3 protein-coding genes are annotated in these 4,296 nt (G+C 61.6%); all 3 read left to right on the top strand.

Annotated elements, in window-relative coordinates:
* On the top strand, positions 1 to 875 hold an 875-nt coding region (locus BN1129_RS13075), incomplete at its 5' end, for an ABC transporter substrate-binding protein (protein WP_084204649.1).
* Positions 872 to 3,325, top strand: coding sequence for an ATP-binding protein (locus BN1129_RS13070; protein WP_042037099.1), 2,454 nt, complete (start codon positions 872 to 874; stop codon positions 3,323 to 3,325). The genes BN1129_RS13075 and BN1129_RS13070, both read left to right, overlap by 4 nt.
* On the top strand, positions 3,309 to 4,296 hold a 988-nt coding region (locus BN1129_RS13065; protein ID WP_042037098.1), incomplete at its 3' end, for a sigma-54-dependent transcriptional regulator. The genes BN1129_RS13070 and BN1129_RS13065, both read left to right, overlap by 17 nt.

Below are 4,296 nucleotides of genomic sequence, written 5' to 3'. Positions count from 1 at the left end.
GTATCATGTATAACCGCCGCTATTTGACCAAATATCAGTTGCCCCTGCCCACCACCTGGCAGCAGCTGGCGTCACCGGTTTTCATGGGGCACGTCATGATGAGCTCCCCCTCCCAATCCGGCACGACCCACATGATGGTGGAGAGCGTCCTGCAGCAGTATGGCTGGGAGCAGGGTTGGGCCCTGTTGATGCGACTCGGCAGCAATCTGTCGGCCATCACTGCGCGCAGTTTCGGGGTGAGCGATGGCATCACGCGCGGGCTGGCCGGCGCCGGACTGGTGATCGACAGCTATGCCTTCAACAGCCAGGTCCGCTTCGATCACGTCGGTTTCAACATCATGCCGGACTCCGTGATCCTGCCGACCTATCTGGGGGTGACCCGCAGCAGTGCCAATCCGGCCAACGGGGCCCTGTTCATCCAATATCTGTTGTCAGCCAGGGGGCAGGCCATCATAGGGACTCCCGGCATGGCCAAGGCCACACTGAGTCAGCCGGCGCTGGCCAGGCAGACCCGTTATGTTACCGACAAGGCGCTGTTGTATCGGCGAGCTGGCCTGCTCAAGGCGCTGTTCGAACAGACCATTATCCAGCAGATGCCCAGGCTGAAAATGACCTGGCAGGGGATTAACGGAGCGGATACCCAGCAGGAACCCTGGCGGATCAAACTGCTGGAGCAGGCGCGCCGCAAGGCCAGCATGCCCCCCCTGAACGAACAGCAGGCGCAGGACCCGGCGCTGCTCGCGTTGTTCGATGGCATGTACGATCGAGAGCAGGGAAATCCGCAGGCAGAGCGGGTGATGCACCAGTGGCGTCAGGTGATGGAGGGGCGACTGAACGAGGCACAACGGCTGGTAGAGCAGGCGGTCAAGCCATGAGCCGGCTGGGGCGCAGCTTGCGCATGCCGAGCAGTCTGGGACGTCGGCTCATCCTCGCCTTTGTGGCCATCACGACCCTGACCGGGATCATGGGGATGGCCGCTTACATGGTATGGGAGCGGCTGGGACAGCAGGTCAACCTGATTGTCGAGGAGAGCCTGCCCGCCATCGGTAGCGCCTATCAGCTGGAACGTGCCAGTTCCCGCTTGCTGTTGCTGCTGGCCCAGTTGCGAGACACCCGGGATCCGGTGCAGTACCAGCGGCTCTCCAGGTCGGTTTCCTCCACCCTGCGGGACATCCAGAATGCCTATCTGCTGGGCACGCCGGGAGATCAGGAGACGCCGTCGCAGCGGCATGCGTTCGATGAATTGAGCGCGCTGGTGGCGGAGCACGCCGCCTATCTAGAGCAGCAGATCGATCACTTCGAAACCCTGCAGCAGCTGCAAAAGCGCAGCAACTGGCGGCATCAGGATCTGGTGGACGACGTCGTCCCCCTGCTGCAGGAAGTGGAGTGGCATCTGACCAGCATGGTGGCCAGCTCGGATGACATGGGCGAGTTTGGCAGTGTCATCAAGGAGTTTTCCGCCCTGCAGGATCTGACGTTCAAGGAAAACGAGTTGCAGGCGCTGGTCAACGAGGTCATTACCCAGCGGTATGAACAGGATCTGGAAAGCGCGTTTCTGTTCATCGGTTACAAGATTGACGAGATAGATGAGCTGACTTCCCGCTTGGCAGAGTACCCCTCGACCGTCAGCTATCGCCAGATCCTGCAGGATATAGTGACCCTGGTGAAGCCGGATGGTCAGCTGCACCAGCTGCTGCAGGCGGATGCCTTGACTCACCAGCGGCTGGCGGCTCTGCGGCCCCAGCTGGATGATGCCGTATCGCGCTATCACCAGCGGGTGAGCCTGACGGTGAGCGAGGCAAACCGTTCCCTCAGTAAGCTGGGGCACAACAGCAGCCAGATGGTGGCGACCGGCAAACTGGTGATCCTGGTGGTACTTGCGCTCGCCATCTTGCTCAGCATCTTTGTGTTGGTGGTGCTGATCGGTCGTCGCCTGATCGGGCGGCTCGATGTGCTGGGGCAGGATCTGGCACGGGTTGCGGCGGGCAAGATGGATCTGCCGGTCAGAACCAGCGGGCGGGACGAGATCGGCCAGCTGGGGGAGAGCCTGCGCCATTTCTGTCAACAGTTGCAGCAGATGGAACGGGCCAACGCCCTGAACCTCATCAACAATACCCAGGCCTGTCTCATCACTTGTCATCCCGATGGCACCATTGAGTCGGTCAACCCGAGTGCGCTGACCCTGTTCCAGCAGACGACCATCAAACCGGATCAGCCGCTGTGGCAGGCTGTTCCCGAAGAAGCCAGAACTGTGCTGGCCAGCCAGTTCCTGCCGGGACAGCCGCTGTATCAGCTCGGTCATAGCGAGTGCACGGTTGCCAGCGAGCGGGAGGGCAAGCCCCGTTTCCTGCACTTCAATCTGCGTCGCTTCGAACAGGGGCGGGGATACAGATTTATCATCACCATCACGGATGTGACCCGCCAGGAGCTGACCGCCAGGGAGTTGGCGCAACTGGTGGAGGATCGTACCCGAGAGCTGACCGAGAACAACCATCTGCTGGCAGCAGAGGTGGTGCAGCGGCAGCATGCCCAGCGTAACCTGCTGCAGACCCAGGATGAGTTGATCCAGGCCGCCAAGATGGCGGTGGTGGGGCAGGCGATGACCAGTCTGGCCCATGAACTCAACCAACCCCTGTCGGCGATGATGACCTATCTCTACACCAGTCGTGCTGCGCTCGATGCCGGGCAGTTCGAGACGCTGGGCGAAGACCTTGGCAAAATAGAGAAACTTAGCCAGCGTATGAGTCGCATTATTACGGCGCTGCGCAATTTTGCGCGCAAGTCGCCGACCGAAGAGACCCGCATCCGGCTCGATCTGGGTGAGGTGGCCGAACAGGCTCTGTTGCTGCTAGAGACGAGGGCCAGACGGGATGGTTGCATCCTGAGGAACGAGCTGCCCGCCGGGCTCTGGATCGAGGCCGATCCCGTGTTGGTGGAGCAGGTGCTGGTCAATCTGTTGGTGAACGGGATGGATGCCATCGCCGGGTTGGCAACCCGCGAGATCCGCCTGTTGCTGCTGGAGCAGGGTGGCAGTCAGCTCAAGATTGCCATCGCTGACAGCGGTGCCGGCTTCGGTGAGGCCATCCTGCCCAGATTGTTTACCCCTTTCACCACGTCCAAGGAGGTGGGATTGGGGCTGGGGCTGACCATCTGTCGCTCCCTGCTGGCCCGTTGTGACGCCGGGATCTTGCTAGGCTCGGCCCTGACGGGTGGCGCCATGGTGATCCTGGAGTTCAGCGGGATCCGTGTACTCTGCCCATCCGGGAACCCAGTCTCTGATGAGCACATGAACGAGGAGAGGTCTGTCGATGTTGTTACCCCGTAGCCGCCCGGCCAACGTCTTGTTGGTGGATGACGATGAGGACGTGCTGGAGTCTTATTGCCACCTGTTGCGGCTCTCCGGTTATCACCCCAGAGCCACCGCCTCGGCCCACGAGGCATTGACCCTGCTCACTGCCCAATGGCCTGGCGTGGTGGTATCCGATATCTACATGCCCGCCATGAACGGTATGGATCTGCTGACCCGGGTACAGGAGATAGACACCGAGATCCCGGTCATCATGATCACGGGTCACGGCGATATTCCCCTGGCGGTGCGAGCGGTGAAGCAGGGTGCATTCGATTTTCTGGAGAAACCGCTCAACCCCCATGCCTTGCTGGCCCTGTTGGAGCGAGCCTGCCATCAGCGCAGCGCCACTCTGGCGCGCCGCAGCGAGATCCAGGCGGCAGTCGATGACGAGCTGATTGGTACCAGCCCGCAGATAGTGGCCATTCGCAACCAGATCAGCCAGTTGGCACAGACCGACAAGGATCTGATGCTGGAGGGGCCTGCCGGCTCTGGCCGGCACACGCTGGCCCTGTTGCTGCACAGGATCAGCGCGCGCAAGGCACAGCCATGCCATCTGCATGACTGCGTGTCGGCAGGCTCGCTGGCCGAGATACAGGCCAGTCTGGCTCTCGTGGAGCAGGGGACCCTGGTGTTGCAGTCTCCCGCCAGACTCACGGCCGAGTGCCAGCGCTGGCTGGGTAACCATCTGCTGGATCAGGAGCGCAAGGGGAACAAGTCCCTGCGTACCATCGCGCTGTTTGACGAGTCGCCGGAGGGGCTGGTGGAACGACACCAGTTGATGCCGGAGCTTTACTACTTCCTCTCTCAGGTGAGGCTCAAGTTGCCTCGGCTGGTCGAACGCAGTTGCGACATCATCCCCCTGTTTCGGGCCTTTCTGCGTCAGGGCTGCAAACGGATTGGCCAGCCCGTGCCAGCGGTGGACCGCGCCTATCTGGAGACGCTCAAGC

The sequence above is a fragment of the Aeromonas popoffii genome (assembly GCF_000820025.1).
Classification (GTDB): domain Bacteria; phylum Pseudomonadota; class Gammaproteobacteria; order Enterobacterales; family Aeromonadaceae; genus Aeromonas; species Aeromonas popoffii.
The sequence above is the reverse complement of the archived record's forward strand: the minus strand, read 5'-3'. Positions and strand labels throughout refer to the sequence as shown.